Genomic DNA, 15,951 nt, shown 5'->3' with positions numbered 1-15,951 from the left:
TATGTTCATTGCCGCCAACCAGACCATTCCTGACCGCAGATCCGCCGTGAAACCCCATGCACCGATTTTGCGGGCCTTTGGGCCCGTCCTGCCACAGGTCCGCCCGCGCGAGCTGTTTCGCGCGGCAGCGGGCGGTGCGATCGGGATCGGGATCTGCACCCTGCTGGCGCTGGCCCTGCCCCAGGCGTTCGGCCTGCCGCTGATGCTGATGGCGCCGCTTGGCGCCTCGGCGGTGCTGATCTTTGCGGTGCCGAACGCGCCGCTCGCGCAGCCCTGGTCGGCGGTGGTCGGCAACATGATTTCGGCCGTGGTTGCGGTGCTGGTGCTGCGGCATGTGCCGGCGCCGCTTGTGCCCGCCATGGCCGTCAGCGGCGCCATCCTGGGGATGCTGCTGCTGCGCGCCCTGCATCCGCCGGGGGGCGCCATCGCGCTGCTGACGGCGCTTGACCCGGCCCCGGCGCTGCAACTGGGGTTTCTCTATCCGCTTGCGCCCGTCGGGATCATGACGGCGCTGCTGGTCGTCGTCGGGATCCTGTATGACCGCTGCACGGGCCGGCGCTATCCGTTCCGCCAGCCCAAGGGGGCCGATGCCCCGCCCCCGTCGCTGCTGCCCCTGTCGACCGAGGAACTGGCCGCGCTGCTGCGGCGCTTCAACCAGTCGCCGAATATCGGCGTGGCCGATCTGGGCCGCATCCTCGCCGCCGCCGAGCAAGAGATCGCCAACCACCGCTTTGACGCGGTGACCTGTGCGCAGATCATGACGTCAAGGCTGATCACGGCCGGTCCCGAGGATCCGATCGCCGCCGTGGCCGGCCTGTTTCGCAGCCACCCCATCAAGAGCATCCCGGTGGTGGATGCGTCAGGGGCGGCGCTGGGGATCATCCTTCAGGCCGATGTCATCCGCTGGCTGACGGCGCCCGGGCTCAGCATCGCCAATGTGCGCGGCCGGCATCGGATCACCGCCCGGCAGATGATGCGGGCCGCCGACGGCGCCGTGGCCGAGGATCTGCCGGTGGGCCATCTGTTGCATCGCCTGGCCAATCAGGGCGGCGAGGCGATCCCCGTCGTCAGCCCCGACGGACGTCTTGCCGGGATCATCACCCGCTCGGACATCATGCGCCTGCTGCTGCACGACAACACGCGCCGCGCCGCTGCGTGAATGGTCCGGGCTGGCGGGGCACGGGACGCGAGGGGACGGGACGCGAGGACACGGGACGGGGCTGCGGGGCCGCCCGCTAGTCCTCGGCCATCGGGGTCAGATATGTGGTGGGCACGGCGGTGGTCAGCTTCAGCTCCTCCATCGCGATCGACGAATTGATCTGCGAAAATTCCAGCCGCTCGATCATCGACTTGTAAACCTTGTCAAAGGCTTCGATGTCGGGGACCATCACTTTCATGATGTAGTCGGTCGAGCCGGTCAGGCGATAGGCCTCGACCACCTCGGGGATGGTCTCGATCAACTCGCGGAACTGGTTCAGCCACGAGATTTCGTGCCGCGGCGCGGTGATGCCGATGAAGATGATCATCGGCACGCCCACGCGCTTGTGATCCACCAGCGCGACGCGGCCGCGGATCACCCCCGCTTCCTCAAGCCGGCGCACGCGGCGCCAGCACGGGGTCTGCGACAGCCCGACCTCTTCGGCCAGCACCGCCACCGGGCGGTCGCGTTCCTGCAACAGGTCCAGGATCTGGCGGTCCACATCGTCGAAACTGGCATGTTCGCCGGTGCGGCGGCGGGGGTCGCTCATTCTGCGGCCGGGTGATTTCATGCGACGAACTCCAGAATGACGCCCGAGGTATCGGCGGGGGCAACCCAGAACCCGCCGGGCAGGTCGTGGGTCGAAACCCCGCCCGCCTCCACCGCCGCCCGCGCCGCCGCAAGGTCGCGCACCGCCACCCGCATCGCGGCAAACCCCGAAGGCGGGGTGGCGGCCAGCGCCGCCCCCGACCAGCGCGCCGCAGCGGTCGCGGGCGTCAGGCACAGGACCGGGGCCGAATCGGGGCCGGTCGCGACCAGATACCCGCCCTGCGCCTGCGTCACCTGCCCGGCGGCGAACAGCCGCGCATAGCGCCCCGCCGCCTGTTCCGGGTCGTCCGACACCGCCACGATCCCGGCCAGAGCGCGCGCGGTGTTGGCGTGGGATTCCAGCTCGGGGCGCCACACCATGTCGCGGGTCTTGTGCTGGCACATGAAGATGAACCCGGCCGGGATTTCCGGCTTGGAGAAATGCGTCACCGCAAAGGCGGCGGTGCCGGTCGAGCCGTCCGGCAGCGGCAGCGGACGCGAGAATTCGGCCACCGGCTCGGCCTCGATGCCCAGATCGGCCAGCGCGTGGCGCGCCGCATGGGCGTCGTCGATCCGGCAGGCGATGGCGCGCAGCCCGTCGCCGTCGCGGGCGATCATGTCGCGCTGGTGCTGGTTGGCCGGGGTGTCGGCGATGATGCCCAGCAGCTCGAAATAATCCTGATCAAAGATGATCGTATAGTTCGCGGTGCCCTTTTCCTTGCTGTGGGTGCCGCGCGGCGACAGGGTGAACCCCAGCCGGCGCCAGCGCTCGGCGCTGCCGTCCAGATCGGCGGTCAGCAGGAACAGGTGGTCGACGCCCTTGACGGGATGGGACATGGGGTTTCCTTTCAGGTGCTGGCGCGCTGCAACGGCGCAAAGGTGATTTCGTGAACGGCCACGGCAGGGTTCATCCGCGCCACGGTCAGGGCCAGTTCGGCCACGTCCTCGGGCTGGATCATCCGCGCCGCCAGCGCCGGGTCGAACCCCGGGCGCCTGAGCAGCAGCGGCGTCGCCACCTCTCCGGGGCAAAGCGCGGTCGAGCGGATGCCGTTCCGCCCCTCGGCCGCATTCAGGCTGGCGGACAGATCCACCAGCGCGTGTTTCGAGGCCCCATAGGGCACGCCCGCCGCCGGCATGTGGTGGCGCCCGGCAAGGCTGGCGGTGTGGATCATCACCCCGCCGCCGCCGGCACGCATGATCGGCAGGGTGGCGGCGATGACGTTGATCGCGCCGGACAGGTTGGTCGCGATCACCGCGTCCCATTCGGCAAGGTCGATGTCGTCCCAGTGGCGGTGCGGGTTGTTCAGCCCGGCGTTGTTGCACAGCACCGCGATGCCGCCCCGCCAGTCGGCGATTCGGCGGGCGCTGTCGAACACCGCCGCCCGGTCCAGCACATCCAGCGCAAAGACCCGCGCCTGCCCGCCCGCGGCGTTGATTTCCGCCGCCAGCGCGGCGACCGTCGCCTGGGTCCGCGCCGACAACGCCACAGGAAAACCTTCCTGCGCAAAGCGCCGCGACAGGGCTGCGCCGATGCCGGAACCCGCCCCGGTGATCCAGACCGTCCTGCCCGCAGACTTGTTCAAGGAATTATTTCCCATGTTACCGCTCATATAGAAAAACTGTGCCAGGTTTTAGCTGCTATCCGGTCAGTTTATACGAATTCAGCAGGAATGATAGTATTACAGATTGACATGCTGACAAGAGTGACGGAAGCTTTGGACGATCTTACAAGTGCCGGAAATTCCGTAACCGGCCGTCTAGGGGGAGAACGATCGATGCGGAACACGCATGGCGGATTGTGGCTGGGCGCCAGCATTGTCGCACTGGGCGCGGCGCTGACGGCACAGCAGGTCGCGGCGCAGGACAACGGGGCCGAGCCCCGGCGCGGCGGCACGGTGTTCGTGCACATGAACACCGAACAGGGGGTGCTGAACCCGGCGCTGCGGGCCTCGACCGGGGTCTATCAGATCACCGGCCGCTTCATGGAGCCGCTGATCGACAAGACCTATGACGGCTATGTGGGCGTATTGGCGACCGAGTGGTCGTCAAGCGAGGACGGCAAGGCCATCACCTTCAAGCTGCGCGACGGCGTGCGCTGGCACGACGGCGAGGCATTCCAGTGCGACGACGTGGCGTTTTCCGCGATGGAGCTGTGGAAGCCGCTGCTGAATTATTCCTCGACGCTGCAAGCCAATCTGGAATCGGTCGATTGCCCCGATCCGCTGACCGCGGTGTTCAACTATTCCGAGCCGATGCCGCTGGATCTGATCGTGGCCGCGATGCCCGACCTTGGCCATCCGGTGCCCAAGCATCTGTATGAAGGCACCGACATCCTCAAGAACCCGGTCAATCAGGCGCCGGTCGGCACCGGCCCCTTCAAGTTCCAGGAATACGAGCGCGGCCAGTATATCATCGGCGTGCGCAACGACGATTACTGGCGCGGGGCGGAATATCCCTATCTGGACCGGGTGATCTGGCGCTTCATCCCCGACAAGGCCGCCGGTGCCGCCGCGCTTGAGGCCGGAGAGCTGCACGAGTCCGGCTTCAACGGGATTTCCATGGCCGATCTTGAACGGCTGGGCAAGGATCCGCGCTTTGACATGGGCACCGAGGGGTTTGAAAACAACGTCGCCCACTCGACGGTCGAATTCAACCTGCGCAACCCGGTCCTGGCCGATGTGAAGGTGCGGCAGGCGGTCTATCACGGGCTGGACCTGGATTTCGCCATCAACACCATCATGCGCGGCTTTGCCAAGCCGGGCCATGGGCCGGTGCCCAGCGTTGGCGGGGCCAACTATACCGACGACGTGCCGGTCTATGAATACGACGTGGAAAAGGCCAAGGCGCTGCTGGACGAGGCCGGCTATCCCGCCGGGGCCGACGGCATCCGCTTCAAGCTGCGCCACCGGCCGGCGCCGTGGGGTGAATACACCCAGCTGTGGGGCGAATATTTCGCGCAGGCGATGAAGGAAATCGGCATTCAGGTCGATCTGGTCACCAATGACGCGCCCGGTTTCCTGAACGGGGTCTATCGCGACCATGATTTCGACACCGCGAACGGCTGGCACCAGTTCCGCTCGGACCCCGCGGTCTCGACCACGGTGTGGCTGCGGTCGGGGGCGCCGGTGGGCACCGCCTGGTCGAACCAGTTCGGCTATGAATCGGCCGAGATGGACAGCCTGATCGACGCCGCCGCCGAAGAGCTGGACCCCGAAAAGCGCGCCGATCTCTACCACCAGATCCAGCGGCTGGCGATGACCGACCTGCCGGTGATCTTTGCCATCGAGCATCCCTTCGTCGGGATCACCAACAAGAAGCTGGTGAACCACCACAACACGCCGCGCTGGGACAGCTCCAGCTGGTATGACCTGTGGATCGACGAGTGACAGGCACCGGCCGGGGCGCGCAAGCCGCGTCCCGGGTCTTACCGTAACCAAGATCCCCCGGCGTCGGCCGTTCGCGGCCGCGTTCGCGGGATGATTGTTCAGGCAAGCGATGTCGCTTTTACTTTATCTTCTACGGCGCATCTTGCAGGCGCTGCCGGTGATCTTGCTGATCATCATCGGCAGCTTCCTGCTGATCAAGCTGGCGCCGGGCGATACCGTCGATGCGCTGGTGGGCGACATGGGCGGGGCCGACCCGGCATTCGTCGCGCGGCTGCGGCAGGAATACGGGCTGGACCAGCCGGTGCTGGTGCAGCTGTGGCGCTATCTGGTCAAGCTGGCGCAATTCGATCTGGGCTGGTCCTATGTCTATGAGCAGCCGGTCACCAAGGTGCTGGCCTCGCGGCTGTGGGTGACGCTGCTGCTGATGCTGGGGGCGCTGTCCTCGGCGTTCGTGGTGGGCGTGGCGCTGGGGGCCTTTGCCGCGCGCCGCGCCTATTCGGCGACCGACAACGTGATCTCGACGCTGGGGCTGATCTTTTATGCGATGCCCTCGTTCTTTCTGGCGCTGCTGCTGGTGCTGCTGTTCTCGGTCAAGCTGAACTGGCTGCCGGTGGGCGGCATCCGCGACATCGGCGCGTTCCATACCGGCTGGAAACTGTGGCTGGACATCGCCACCCATCTGGTGATGCCGGTGCTGGCGCTGGCGCTGATCTACCTGGCCTTTTACATGCGGCTGATGCGCACCAGCGTGCTTGAGGTGATGGAGCTGGATTTCGTGCGCACCGCGCGGGCCAAGGGCGCGGGCGATGCGCGGCTGATGTTCCATCACATCATGCGCAACGCGCTGCTGCCGGTGATCACCCTGCTGGGCTTGCAGATTTCCACGGTGCTGGGCGGGTCGGTGGTGATCGAGACCATCTTTTCCCTGCCGGGGCTGGGGCAGCTGGCCTATACCTCGGTCGTCAAGCGCGACCTTAACACGCTGATGGGCATCATCTTCCTGTGCTCGATCATCGTGGTGCTGGTCAATATCCTGACCGATCTCGTCTATGCCTGGCTCGACCCGAGGATCGAACTGAAATGAACGCGCCTGACATCGAACCGGCCTTTGAACCGCAGCTGTCGCGTCCCTCGCGCGCCGCTGTCATGTGGCGGCGTTTCCGGCGCAACCGCGCGGCGGTGCTGGGGCTGGTGCTGTTTGCGGCGGTGGTGCTGGCGGCGCTGCTGGCCGACATCATCGCCCCCGGCGACCCGCTGCGCCGCGTCGGCGTGCCGCTGACCGCGCCCTTTGTCGATGCGGCCACGCCGTTGGGCACCGACCAGCTGGGCCGCGACATCCTGGCCGGCATCCTGCACGGCGCGCGCATCTCGCTGCTGATCGGGGTGGTGGCCACGCTGATCTCGATCTGCATCGGCATCCTGATCGGCGCTGTTTCGGGCTATTTCGGCGGCTGGGTCGACGACCTGCTGATGCGCGTGACCGAGGCGTTCCAGACCATCCCCAGCTTTGTGCTGCTGCTGGCGCTGGTGGCGATCTTCGGCTCGACCATCGGCAATATCGTGATCGCCATCGGCATCGTGTCATGGACCGCCCCCGCCCGCATGGTCCGGGCCGAGTTCATGTCGCTGCGCCGGCGCGAATTCGTCGATGCGGCCCGAAACCTCGGCGTCGGCAACGTCTCGATCATCTTTCGCGAGATCCTGCCCAACGCGCTGCCGCCGGTGATCGTGTTCGCCTCGGTGGTGATGGCGACCTCGATCCTGATGGAAAGCGCGCTGGCCTTTCTGGCGCTTGGCGATCCGAACTTTGCCAGCTGGGGCAACATGATCGGCCAGGGCCGCGCGGTGCTGCGCACCGACTGGTATTGCACCGTCATTCCCGGGGTCGCGATCCTGCTGACCGTGCTGTCCTTCAGCCTGCTGGGCGAGGGGTTGAACGACATCCTGAACCCGAGGCAAAAGAAATGACCGACGCCCCGATCCTTGAAATTCAGGACCTGCGCATCTCGTTGCCCGCAGGCGGCGACCGGCCTTATGCGCTGGAGCATCTGGACCTGACCGTGAACCCCGGCGAGATCGTCTGCCTGGTCGGCGAATCCGGCTCGGGCAAGTCGCTGGCGGCGAATGCGGTGATGCGGCTGCTGCCCGAACCGCATGTGCATGTCTCGGCCGGGCGCATCCTGCTGGACGGCGAGGACATCGGCGCCAAGTCCGAATCCGAGATGCGCGCCATCCGCGGCGACCGCGTGGCGATGATCTTTCAGGAACCGATGACGGCGCTGAACCCGCAAAAGACCGTGGGCTGGCAGATCGACGAGGTGCTGCGCCTGCACACCGACCTTGACCGCAAGGCGCGGCGGGCGCGGGCGCTGGAAATCCTGGGCGACGTGCATATCCCCGACCCGGCCTCGGCCTATAACGCCTATCCGCACCAGATTTCCGGCGGGCAGCGGCAGCGGGTGATGATCGCCATGGCGCTGGTGCTGAACCCGCGGCTGATCATCGCCGACGAGCCGACCACCGCGCTGGACGTGACCACGCAGAAACAGATCCTGCATCTGATCAAGGAAATGCAGCGCCAGCACGGCACCGGCATCCTGTTCATCACCCACGACTTCGGGGTGGTGGCGGAAATCGCCGACCGCATCGCGGTGCTGCGGCTGGGCGAGCTGGTCGAATCCGGCCCGGCCGAGCAGATCCTGAACCACCCAAGCCACCCCTATACGCGGGCGCTGATCGCCGCGGTGCCGGCGCTGACCCCGCCTGCGCACAAGGATCTGTCGGCCGCGCCGGTGGTGCTGCGGGCGCAGGGGCTGGCCAAGACCTTTGCCGCGCGCGGCGGCCTGCTGTCGGGGCGGCGGCAGGCGGTGACGGCGGTGCGCGACCTCAGTTTCGAGCTGCGACAGGGCGAGACGCTGGGCGTGGTCGGCGAATCCGGCTCGGGCAAGACCACGGTGTCGCGCATCGTCACCCGGCTGCTGGACGCCGACCGGGGCGAGGTGGTGATCGGCGGGCATGACCTGATCCACGCCGACCGCCGCCAGCTGCGCGCCATGCGCCGCGACATCCAGATGATCTTTCAAGATCCCATGGCCTCGCTGAACCCGCGCAAGCGGGTGGTGGACCTGATCGCGCAGGGCCCCATCGTCCACGGCGTGCCCAAGGCCGAGGCCCATGCCCGCGCCCGCGAGCTGCTGTCGCTGGTCGAGCTGTCGCCCGCCGCCGCCGAGCGCTATCCGCACGAGTTTTCCGGCGGCCAGCGTCAGCGCATCGGCATCGCCCGCGCCATCGCCATGCAGCCCAAGGTGATCGTGGCGGATGAACCCGTCTCGGCGCTGGATGTGTCGGTGCAGGCGCAGGTGCTGCGGCTGCTGGCCGATCTGCGCGACCGGCTGGACCTGTCGCTGCTGTTCGTCACCCACGACCTGCGCGTCGCCGCCCAGCTGTGCGACCGCATCATCGTCATGCAAAAGGGCGAGATCGTCGAGACCGGCCCCACCGCGCAGGTCTTTGCCGACCCGCAACATCCCTACACGCAGGCGCTGCTGACCTCGATCCCCGGGCGCGACTGGCAGCCCCCGAAACTGACCGACGCCGCCTGAGCGCGGAACAAGGATATGACCATGACCGAGGCAGTGTTTCCCGATTCGATCTGGGCCGCCGTCACCCCCCGGCCCCCGCAGACGCCGCCGCTGGCCAGCGACGCAGATGCGGATGCGGTGGTGATCGGCGCCGGCTTTACCGGGCTGTCGGCGGCGCTGGAACTGGCGCGCGCCGGGCAAAAGGTGCTGCTGCTGGAAGCGCAGGCGGTGGGCTGGGGCGCCTCGGGGCGCAACAACGGCCAGGTGATCCCCACGCTGACCGCGGCCGAGCCGCGCGCCATGGTCGCCCGCTGGGGCGCGGCGGGCGAACGCTTCGTGCGGCTGGTGGGCGACAGCGCGGACACGCTGTTCGACATCGCGCGGCGCGAGGGGATCGAGGCCGAGGCCGAGGCCGAACAGACCGGCTGGTTCCAGCCCGCCCATTCGCCCGGACGAGTCAAGCTGTCGCGCGCCCGCGTCGAGGCATGGCAGCATTACGGCTTTCCCGCCCGCCTGCTGGACCGTCAGGAAACCACCGCGCTGCTGGGCACGGATTTCTGGTATGGCGGGATGCTGAACCCGACCGGCGGCCATGTGAACCCGCTGGGCCTTGCTCGCGGCCTGGCCCGCGCCGCCGCAGCCCACGGCGCCGTGATCCACGAGGACACCCCCGTCGCCGGCTGGTCGCGCGAGGGCGACGCCTGGGTGGTGCGCACCGTCTCGGGCCACAAGGTCCGCGCCCGCCACATGATCCTGGCCACCAACGCCTATACGGGCGAGCTGGTGCCGCGCCTTGCCCGCAAGCTGGCGCATACCATCGTGCCGGTGCTGTCCTGGCAGATGTCCACCGACCCGATCCCGGACGATCTGCGCGCCGGCATCCTGCCCGGGCGGCAGGCGGTGTCCGACACCCGCGGCGACCTGCGGTTCTTTCGCTACGACGCGCGCAACCGGCTGATCACCGGCGGTGCGGTGATGGGCCGGCGCGACATGGCCCGCCGCGTCGCCGACAAGGCCGCCCGCAGCCTGGCCGAGGCCTATCCCCAGCTTGGCACCCCGCGGATGAGCCATGTCTGGTCGGGCTATATCGGCATGACCTGGGACCGCTTTCCCCGCATCCACCAGCTTGGCCCCGACGCCTGGACCTGGATCGGCTGCAACGGCCGCGGCGTGGCGCTGGGGGTGGCCTTGGGGCGCGAGATGGCGCGGGCGGTGTCGGGCGCGGCGCTTGATACGCTGGCCCTGCCCCTGTCCGAGCCGCGGCCCCTGCCCTTTCACAGCTTTGCCCGCCTGATTGCGCCGAATTACCTGGCATGGATGCGCCGCAAGGACCGGCAGGAAATGAAATGACCACCCCCAAGACCCGAAAGGCCAGCCCATGAGCCAGCTTCCCATCATCGAGCGCCGCCGGATCGAGGCGCAGATCCTGAAAAACGTGCACGAGGTGCTTGAAACCCGCTATGGCACCGACACCGCCGACGACATCATCGGCACGGCGGTGACGCAATCGGCGATCCAGCAGGGGCAGGCTTTCGCCGAGGAACTGGGCCACACCCCCGATTTCCACGACTTTGCCGCGATCATGCCGAACTGGACCGCCGGCGGCTCGCTGGAAATCGAGATGCTGGGCGTGGACGACGACAGCATGGCGTTCAACGTCACCCGCTGCCGCTATGCCGAGATGTATCGCGAAATGGGGGTGGGCCGGATCGGGCATCTGCTGTCGTGCAACCGTGATGGCGATTTCTGCATCGGCTACAACCCCGACATGAAACTGACCCGCACCCAGACCATCATGCAGGGCGCCTCCCACTGCGATTTCCGCTATCGCATGGAAACCAAGGAAGAATAGGAACCGAAAATGGCCGTCGAGAACTGGATTTCCGACCGTATCACCCAGCTGGTCGAATTCCGCCGCGACCTGCACCGCAACCCCGAACTGCTGTATGACCTGCCCCGCACCGCCGCCCGCGTGGCTCAGGCGCTGCGCGAGGCCGGCGTGGACGAGGTGCATGAGGGCATCGGCCGCACCGGCGTGGTGGCGGTGATCCGCGGGCATTCCAACCGCTCGGGGCGGACCATCGGCCTGCGCTCGGACATGGACGCGCTGCCGATCACCGAAGAAACCGGCGCCGAATGGGCGTCCGAAGTGCCGGGCAAGATGCACGCCTGCGGCCACGACGGCCACACCGCCATGCTGCTGGGCGCCGCCATCGGGCTGGCGCAAAGCCGCAACTTCGACGGCACCGTGGTGCTGATCTTCCAGCCGGCCGAAGAGGGCGGCGCCGGTGCCCGCGCCATGATCGAGGACGGGCTGTTCAGGCGCTTTCCGGTCGATGAGGTCTACGGGATGCACAACCGCCCCGCCCTGCCGGTGGGTGAATTCACCATCGCGCCGGGGCCGATCATGGGCTCGGTCGACATGTTCGACATTCAGATCACCGGGGTCGGCGGCCACGCCGCGCGCCCCGAACTGACCGTCGATCCGATGCCGGTGATGGCGGCGCTGATCCAGGGATTGCAGACGCTTGTCGCGCGCAATCTCGACCCGGTGGATTCGGCCGTGGTTTCGGTGACGCGCGTGCAGGCGGGCGACGCCTATAACGTGATCCCGCAGACGCTGGCGCTGGCCGGCACCGTGCGCACCCTGCGCGAAGAGGTCCGTGACATGATCGAGGCCCGCATGGGCGAGATGGTGCAGGGCATCGCCGCCGCCTATGGCGCCACCGCCCGGCTGGACTATGGCCGCCACTATCCGGTGACCGTCAACCATGACGCGCATACCGAATATGCGGCGCAGGCGGCGGAATCGGTCGCGGGCGCGGGCCGGGTCCACCGCGACATGCCGCAGACGCTGGGGGGCGAGGATTTCTCCTTCATGCTGAACGAGGTGCCGGGCGCGATGATCAATATCGGCAACGGCGACAGCGCCGGGCTGCACCACCCCGCCTATGATTTCAACGATGATGCCATCGCATGGGGCGTGTCCTACTGGACCGCGCTGGTGCGCAGCCGGCTGCCGTTGCAGGAGTAACGATGCCCTCTATTTCCTTCCTGGCCGACCCGGACGCCGGTTCCGCCCCCGGCCCCGGCCTGCTGCCGGCACTGCCTGAATGTCGCGACCGGGCCTGGGCGCGGCACGCGGTGGCGGTGCTGTCGGGCGACAGCCACCGCTCGGCCGACACCCACCTGCTGAAGCCGATCTTTCCGGGGCTGCCGGGAATTTCCGTCTATCTCAAGGACGAAAGCACCCACCCGACCGGCAGTCTCAAGCACCGGCTGGCGCGGTCGCTGTTCCTGTACGGGATCTGCAACGGCCGCATCCGCCGCGACACCGTGCTGGTCGAGGCGTCCTCGGGCTCGACCGCCGTGTCCGAGGCGTATTTCGCCCGGCTGCTGGGGCTGCGCTTCATCGCGGTGATGGCACGCTCGACCAGCCCGTCCAAGATCGAGGCGATCACCGGCTTCGGCGGCGAATGCAGTTTCGTCGAGCATACGGGCGAGGTGTATGAGGTCGCCGCACGGCTGGCCGCCGAGCATGGCGGCTATTACCTGGACCAGTTCACCCATGCCGAACGCGCAACCGACTGGCGCGGCAACAACAACATCGCCGACAGCATCTTTCGCCAGATGGAAAGCGAGGAAGCCCCGGTCCCGGAGTGGATCATCACCAGCGCCGGCACCGGCGGCACCGCCGCCACGCTGGGCCGCTATATCCGCTATCGCGGCTTCTGCACCCGGCTGTGCGTTCCCGATGTCGAGGGCTCGGCGTTTTACGACGCCTGGGCCACCGGCCGCGACGACACCGAGGCGCCGGGCTCGCGCATCGAGGGGATCGGTCGGCCGCGGGTCGAGCCTTCGTTCATCCCCAGCGTGATCGACCACATGATCCGTGTGCCCGACGCGGCATCCATCGCCGCCGCACATGTGCTGTCGGACCGGCTGTTCCGCCGGGTCGGCGGCTCGACCGGGACGAATTTCTTTGCGCTGTGCTGCGTCGCGGCGGGAATGATGCGCGACGGACAGGGCGGGTCGCTGGTCACGCTGATCTGCGACAGCGGCGACCGCTATGCCGACAGCTACTATAACCCCGACTGGCTGGCGCGTGAAAACATCGACATCGCGCCCTGGCGGCGCGCGCTTGAGCGTTTTCTGGACCACGGCGGCAGCCCGTTCCCCGAATGACGTTCCCCCCGACTGACATTTCCCCCGACTGACATTTCCCCCGCCGCGGCATCTGCCCGCGGCGGGGTCTTTTCGGCTCAGCCCAGCCGGTCGGTGCCGCCGCAGACGGAAATCGCCTGCCCCGAGATGGTGCGCCCCAAGGGGCTGGCCAGATACAGCACCTGATTGGCGATCTGCTGCGGGGTGACATATTCGCGGATCGCGCTGTGGGAAAACGCCTCGGCCTCGATCTCGGCGAACGAGGCGCCGCGTGCCTGCGCGCGGGCCTCCAGCACCCGGCGCTGGCGGTCGCCCGAGACGATCCCCGGCAGCACCGCATTGACGCGGATGGAATCGCCGCCCAGCTCGATCGCCAGCGATTTCGTCAGCCCGACCACCCCCCATTTCGCCGCCGCATAGGGGCTGCGCAGCGCAAACCCCAGCCGCCCGGCGAGCGACGAGATATTGACGATGGACGGGTTTTCGCTGCTCCGCAGCAGCGGCACGGCCGCGGCAGAGGCCACGAAATGCGAGGTCAGGCAGATCGCCAGCGTGGCGTTCCACTGGTCCAGCGCCACGTCCTCGACCCTGGCGGTCGGCCCGGCGATGCCGGCGTTGTTGACCAGACAATCCAGCCCGCCCATCGCCTCCGCGGCGTCAGCCACAAACCCCGTCAGCGCGCCCGCATCGGCCACATCAACGCGGCGGGCGAACACCCCATCGGGCAGCGTCGCCAGCGCCGCATCGTCGATGTCGCAGGTCGCCACCCGCGCCCCGGCGGCCAGAAAGCCCTCGACAATGGCGCGGCCGATGCCGGCGGCGCCGGCGGTGACGATGACGCGGCTTGCGTCGAGGTCCAGATCCATGGGCGGTTTCCCCTGTTGAGACGTCACGCAGGCAGGATGTCGCGCGACAGGATGAATTCCGAGGCCGAGCGGATGTCCGCCTCGACCGCATCGGCGGCGGCCTGCGCGTCGCGGGCCTCGACCGCTTGCAGCAGCCGCGCGTGCCAGCCGCGCGACACGGCGGTGCGGCGGCGGCGGGTGTCCTGTTCCAGGTCCAGGTTGATGATCGGCCCGGCCTTGAGCCACAGCGCCCCGATCACCTCGACCAGCACCGGCGAGCCGGCGGCCTCGTAAAGGACGAAATGCAGATCCTTGTTGGCCTTGACCGCGGGTTTCGCATCGGCCGCCGCCAGCGCCTGCTCGAACGCCAGATCCGCGCGGCGCAGTGCCGCGACCTGCGCTTGCGTGGCGCGGCGCGCGGCCAGTGCCGCGGCGTGGGTTTCGTTGTGGACGCGCACCTCGGTCAGGTCGCGAAACTGGCCGCGGGTCAGCAGCGGCACCGCCACCGCGCGGTTGGGCAGCACCACCAGCGCCTGCTGCGCCACCAGCCGCGCCACCGCGTCGCGCACCGGCATCACCGACACCCCCAGCCGTTCCGCCAGATCGCGCATCGAGATGCGGTCGTCGGGCCGCAACGCCCCCGACAGCAGCATTTCCGCCAGCGCATCATGGACCTGGCTGGCCAGCGAGGCGACGCGGATCGGGGTTATCGTGTTATCCTGGCTGGTCATTTTATCCTCGACTTGCCCCAAGTGTGATCTCAGACAGCGGGCAAGGCAAGACCCTATTATCGCAGGGCTATTTTGCAGTTGCAGCATAAATTCCCGATTGACGCAGGCAGAATCGGCTGCAACTGTGATCTCAGATCACGGCACGACCGCGATCCACGAGATTATCCTGGGGAGGAGAAATCCATGTTCCACCACCGCCGGCTGCTTGCCGCCACCACCGCGCTGACCCTTGGGGCCGCGCTGCTGCCGCTGGGCGCTTTCGCGCAGGACGACGGGCCGATCCGCATCGGCCACCTGACGCCGCGCACCGGCTTTCTGGGCCCGCTGGGCGAATATGCCGTCATGGCCGCCGATCTCGCGGCCGAGGAAATCAACGCCGCCGGCGGCATCAACGGCCGCATGATCGAGGTCATCAAGGAGGATTCGGTCAACCCGCAGACCGCCTCGACCAAGGCCGAGCGCATGATCGAACGCGACAACGTCGTCGCCATCGTGGGCGAGATCAGCTCGGCCTCGGCGCTGACCATCTCGCAGGTCACCGACCGCGCCAAGCGCCCCTTTCTTAACACCGGCGCCAACTCGGACACGCTGCGCGGCGACGACTGCAAGCGCTTCATGTTCCACGTCGAAACCCAGAACGCGATGTATGTGAACGCCGAGGGCCAATATCTGCAAAGCGAAGGGCTGGTCGACGGCAAGAACTGGTATCTGCTGACCGCGGATTATGCGTTCGGCCACGATCTGCTGAACGCGGCCAAGGTGTTTCTGGACCGCACCAACGGCAATATCGCCGGCGATGACCTGGTGCCGACCGACGCCACCGATTTCTCGTCCTATCTGCTGAAGGTGCGCGAGGCGAAACCGGATGTCGTGGTCTCGAACCTGGCCGGGACGCAGATCACCAGCTTTCTCAAGCAGTATACCGAATTCGGGCTGGAGGCGCCGGTCGGCGGCTTTGGCTTTGACACCGCCTCGGCCTGGGCTGCGGGGGGCGACAACTTCAAGGGCACCTGGCCCACGGTCTGGACCCATCAGGTCGACACCGAACGCTCGCAGGAGTTCGTCAAGGCGTTCACCGACAAATACGGCAAGCCGCCGGAAAACCAGGCGTTCGGCGACTATACCGCGATGCACATCCTCGCGCAGGCGATCGGGGCCGTGGGCACCGACGGCGAGGCGCTGGTGGGCTATCTGGAAAATCCGGAAAACACCTTTGACGTGATGAAATCGCGTCCCGCCTATTTCAACCCCAAGAACCACCAGCTGATGCAAGAGGTCTACACGATCACCGCGCTGCCTCCGGGCGAGCAGCCCAACCAGTGGGACATCTTCACCACCTCGGCGCCGGTGCCGGCCCCCGACCAGCCGCTGGAGACGTTGATCGAGGCCGCCGTGGGGGGCGAATGCAGCTTCGCCGGCTAAGCTGAAACCACGGGGCGCGCGGCGGCGGCTGCGCCC

15 protein-coding genes are annotated in these 15,951 nt (G+C 67.6%); 10 read left to right on the top strand and 5 right to left on the bottom strand.

Annotated elements, in window-relative coordinates; genetic code table 11:
- Positions 1 to 46 precede the first annotated feature (46 nt).
- A complete protein-coding gene (locus tag BLW83_RS07460; protein ID WP_177172511.1) occupies positions 47 to 1,159 on the top strand; it encodes an HPP family protein in 1,113 nt (370 codons plus the stop codon).
- Between the two features lie 76 nt (positions 1,160 to 1,235).
- Here BLW83_RS07460 and BLW83_RS07455 read toward each other — a convergent pair whose 3' ends face one another.
- Genes BLW83_RS07455 through BLW83_RS07445 form a run of 3 tightly spaced genes read right to left on the bottom strand, consistent with a single transcriptional unit; the run spans position 1,236 to position 3,369 of the window.
- Entirely contained in the window at positions 1,236 to 1,748 is a 513-nt protein-coding gene (locus tag BLW83_RS07455) for an Lrp/AsnC family transcriptional regulator (RefSeq protein WP_090847111.1), read from the bottom strand.
- Positions 1,749 to 1,765: 17 nt separating this feature from the next.
- On the bottom strand, positions 1,766 to 2,623 hold the full coding sequence (locus tag BLW83_RS07450; RefSeq protein ID WP_090847109.1) for a VOC family protein: 858 nt from the start codon (positions 2,621 to 2,623) through the stop codon (positions 1,766 to 1,768).
- Between the two features lie 11 nt (positions 2,624 to 2,634).
- Entirely contained in the window at positions 2,635 to 3,369 is a 735-nt protein-coding gene (locus BLW83_RS07445; protein ID WP_218139089.1) for an SDR family oxidoreductase, read from the bottom strand.
- A 192-nt stretch (positions 3,370 to 3,561) separates the two neighbouring features.
- Here BLW83_RS07445 and BLW83_RS07440 point away from each other — a divergent pair, with 192 nt between their 5' ends.
- The 8 genes from BLW83_RS07440 to BLW83_RS07405 all read left to right on the top strand — a co-directional run bounded on the left by BLW83_RS07440 (position 3,562) and on the right by BLW83_RS07405 (position 12,938).
- Positions 3,562 to 5,172 (top strand): ABC transporter substrate-binding protein, encoded by a 1,611-nt coding sequence (locus tag BLW83_RS07440; RefSeq protein ID WP_090847106.1) that lies wholly within the window; start codon positions 3,562 to 3,564, stop codon positions 5,170 to 5,172.
- Between the two features lie 109 nt (positions 5,173 to 5,281).
- Entirely contained in the window at positions 5,282 to 6,256 is a 975-nt protein-coding gene (locus BLW83_RS07435; protein ID WP_090847104.1) for an ABC transporter permease, read from the top strand.
- Positions 6,253 to 7,140, top strand: a complete 888-nt coding sequence (locus BLW83_RS07430; RefSeq protein WP_090847102.1) for an ABC transporter permease — start codon at positions 6,253 to 6,255, stop codon at positions 7,138 to 7,140. Before BLW83_RS07435 ends, BLW83_RS07430 begins: the two co-directional genes overlap by 4 nt.
- Positions 7,137 to 8,774, top strand: a complete 1,638-nt coding sequence (locus tag BLW83_RS07425) for an ABC transporter ATP-binding protein (protein WP_090847100.1) — start codon at positions 7,137 to 7,139, stop codon at positions 8,772 to 8,774. The genes BLW83_RS07430 and BLW83_RS07425 overlap by 4 nt, the downstream gene beginning before the upstream one ends.
- Before the next feature lie 21 nt (positions 8,775 to 8,795).
- On the top strand, positions 8,796 to 10,103 hold the full coding sequence (locus BLW83_RS07420) for an NAD(P)/FAD-dependent oxidoreductase (RefSeq protein WP_090847576.1): 1,308 nt from the start codon (positions 8,796 to 8,798) through the stop codon (positions 10,101 to 10,103).
- 28 nt (positions 10,104 to 10,131) lie between these two features.
- A complete protein-coding gene (locus BLW83_RS07415; RefSeq protein ID WP_090847097.1) occupies positions 10,132 to 10,605 on the top strand; it encodes an L-2-amino-thiazoline-4-carboxylic acid hydrolase in 474 nt (157 codons plus the stop codon).
- A gap of 9 nt (positions 10,606 to 10,614) precedes the next feature.
- On the top strand, positions 10,615 to 11,787 hold the full coding sequence (locus tag BLW83_RS07410) for a M20 aminoacylase family protein (protein ID WP_090847095.1): 1,173 nt from the start codon (positions 10,615 to 10,617) through the stop codon (positions 11,785 to 11,787).
- Between the two features lie 2 nt (positions 11,788 to 11,789).
- Positions 11,790 to 12,938 (top strand): PLP-dependent cysteine synthase family protein, encoded by a 1,149-nt coding sequence (locus BLW83_RS07405; RefSeq protein WP_090847093.1) that lies wholly within the window; start codon positions 11,790 to 11,792, stop codon positions 12,936 to 12,938.
- Between the two features lie 77 nt (positions 12,939 to 13,015).
- Here the strand turns inward: BLW83_RS07405 and BLW83_RS07400 are convergent, their stop codons facing one another.
- Positions 13,016 to 13,783 carry an SDR family oxidoreductase gene (locus tag BLW83_RS07400; RefSeq protein WP_090847091.1) on the bottom strand — a complete coding sequence of 256 codons (768 nt, stop codon included), beginning with the start codon at positions 13,781 to 13,783 and terminating at the stop codon, positions 13,016 to 13,018.
- A gap of 23 nt (positions 13,784 to 13,806) precedes the next feature.
- Entirely contained in the window at positions 13,807 to 14,493 is a 687-nt protein-coding gene (locus tag BLW83_RS07395) for a GntR family transcriptional regulator (RefSeq protein WP_090847089.1), read from the bottom strand.
- Between the two features lie 183 nt (positions 14,494 to 14,676).
- Here BLW83_RS07395 and BLW83_RS07390 point away from each other — a divergent pair, with 183 nt between their 5' ends.
- Positions 14,677 to 15,915, top strand: coding sequence for an ABC transporter substrate-binding protein (locus BLW83_RS07390; protein ID WP_090847087.1), 1,239 nt, complete (start codon positions 14,677 to 14,679; stop codon positions 15,913 to 15,915).
- Positions 15,916 to 15,951 lie beyond the last annotated feature (36 nt).

This window comes from Paracoccus alkenifer, from assembly GCF_900108405.1.
Taxonomy (GTDB): Bacteria; Pseudomonadota; Alphaproteobacteria; order Rhodobacterales; family Rhodobacteraceae; genus Paracoccus; species Paracoccus alkenifer.
Note: the sequence above shows the minus strand (reverse complement) of the source record. Positions and strands in the feature narration are given on the sequence as shown.

Bases quoted from the DNA above. Each gene is read 5' to 3' on its own strand.
- BLW83_RS07455 (WP_090847111.1), bottom strand. From the start codon at position 1,748: ATGAGCGACCCCCGCCGCCGCACCGGCGAACATGCCAGTTTCGACGAT.
- BLW83_RS07390 (WP_090847087.1), top strand. From the start codon at position 14,677: ATGTTCCACCACCGCCGGCTGCTTGCCGCCACCACCGCGCTGACCCTT.
- BLW83_RS07450 (WP_090847109.1), bottom strand. From the start codon at position 2,623: ATGTCCCATCCCGTCAAGGGCGTCGACCACCTGTTCCTGCTGACCGCC.
- BLW83_RS07425 (WP_090847100.1), top strand. From the start codon at position 7,137: ATGACCGACGCCCCGATCCTTGAAATTCAGGACCTGCGCATCTCGTTG.
- BLW83_RS07400 (WP_090847091.1), bottom strand. From the start codon at position 13,783: ATGGATCTGGACCTCGACGCAAGCCGCGTCATCGTCACCGCCGGCGCC.
- BLW83_RS07430 (WP_090847102.1), top strand. From the start codon at position 6,253: ATGAACGCGCCTGACATCGAACCGGCCTTTGAACCGCAGCTGTCGCGT.
- BLW83_RS07410 (WP_090847095.1), top strand. From the start codon at position 10,615: ATGGCCGTCGAGAACTGGATTTCCGACCGTATCACCCAGCTGGTCGAA.
- BLW83_RS07420 (WP_090847576.1), top strand. From the start codon at position 8,796: ATGACCGAGGCAGTGTTTCCCGATTCGATCTGGGCCGCCGTCACCCCC.
- BLW83_RS07435 (WP_090847104.1), top strand. From the start codon at position 5,282: ATGTCGCTTTTACTTTATCTTCTACGGCGCATCTTGCAGGCGCTGCCG.
- BLW83_RS07415 (WP_090847097.1), top strand. From the start codon at position 10,132: ATGAGCCAGCTTCCCATCATCGAGCGCCGCCGGATCGAGGCGCAGATC.
- BLW83_RS07395 (WP_090847089.1), bottom strand. From the start codon at position 14,493: ATGACCAGCCAGGATAACACGATAACCCCGATCCGCGTCGCCTCGCTG.
- BLW83_RS07405 (WP_090847093.1), top strand. From the start codon at position 11,790: ATGCCCTCTATTTCCTTCCTGGCCGACCCGGACGCCGGTTCCGCCCCC.
- BLW83_RS07440 (WP_090847106.1), top strand. From the start codon at position 3,562: ATGCGGAACACGCATGGCGGATTGTGGCTGGGCGCCAGCATTGTCGCA.